Origin of the sequence: Streptomyces sp. NPDC050619 (assembly GCF_040654815.1) — a bacterium.
Lineage (GTDB): Bacteria > Actinomycetota > Actinomycetes > Streptomycetales > Streptomycetaceae > Streptomyces.
In genome coordinates, this window is sequence record NZ_JBFAIR010000146.1 from 1 (window position 1) to 1,351 (window position 1,351).

1 protein-coding gene is annotated in these 1,351 nt (G+C 68.7%); it reads right to left on the reverse strand.

The window, feature by feature from the left end; all coding sequences use genetic code 11:
* Positions 1-524: 524 nt before the first annotated feature.
* Complete coding sequence (locus AB0I77_RS53590) at positions 525-1,205, reverse strand: (Fe-S)-binding protein (protein WP_363290334.1); 681 nt, start codon at positions 1,203-1,205, stop codon at positions 525-527.
* Positions 1,206-1,351: the final 146 nt, after the last annotated feature.

The following is a 1,351-nucleotide window of genomic DNA, read 5'->3' on the forward strand; positions in this document are numbered from 1 at the left end:
GCGTCAAACTGTCCTGCGATTTCGTGCCTAGATGTCCACTCTCCTCAAAGCACGGACCCCGCATCATCGCGGGTCACAGCACATTCCAGCTGGACACTTTCACGCGAACCGCCTGAGACACTTTCACGCGAGTCACCACCAGCCGGGTTAGGGGCAACCGTTCCCTGTGCGTGACCCTGCACTCGCCGCTTTGGTTCGGTCTGCCCCTCCACAGCGGGCCGCGACGCCGCCTTCTCGGCAAGGAGCCACGTCCACCAAAACCCACCGACGTCACGGGCGGGTCCAGATGTGGTGCGCCATCCGGCCATCCACTCACCGCCACCGTGGTTGCGGGCCTGGCAGGAGCATGTGCAATACGGACCCGACGCGTTCTTGCACGACGCAGTGCACACTTCCTCACGGTTGAATTCGCGCGCCAGTGCCACACGCGGATAGCGTCGCAGCAGTCCCTCGGCCAGTGCGGTGAAGTGCCCGCGTGAGACCATCCAGCACCCGAGCTCGTCGTCCCAGTCCGGGCGAGCGGGTCAGCGCACGGCTTCCCAGAGGAGTTCGAGGATGTTTTGGTACTCGTGACCGGTGGCGCGGGTCATGCCGATCTCACAGGTGCGGTTGCACGACGCGTAGGCGGCGTAGGTGCGCCCTGCCAGCTCGGCGGACTCGGCCCTTGTCGCCGAGGCGGTGAGCTCGGGATGCAGCAGGCCCCGGTCGCCGGCGAATGCGCAGCACCCCCAGGCCTGCGGCACGACCACCTCATCCGCTACCGCGCCGGCCAGGGAGCGGAGCGCACCGTCGAGATCGAGTCTGGTGGAGGAGCACGTGGGGTGGAGGGCGAGGGAAGGCAGCCGTCGTTTGACCTCGATCCGCTCGAGCACGTGCTGCGACACGAACTCGACCGCGTCGATGACGCGCAATCCGTCGTAGGGGCCGCCCTCCGCGGCTGCCGCGAGGCTGGACCTGAGTCCTTCGGTGCACGACGAGGCGTCGCACACGACGGGAAGCTCGCCATGTCGGCTGGCCTCCCACAGCGCGGGAAGTACCCGCTGCCTCATCGTGTCGTGGCCTGAGCGAAGTCCCTTGGACGACCATGGTGTGCCGCAGCACAGGCTGTCCAGCCCGGGGGGCAGGGCGAGGCGCACACCGGCGAGCCGGCTGAGCTCCACGAAGGCCCGGCTCGCGCCGGCCTCGCGTGTGGTGGTGGCGAACATGGAGCCGACGCAGGCGCTGAAGAAAACGGCGTCCGCCCCGCGGCGGCCCGGCCCGGCGACGCCTCACCGACCAGGAGAGCGAACGCGGCGGCCACCGCGAGGCGGACGCCGTTTTCTTCAGCGCCTGCGTCGGCTCCATGTTCGCC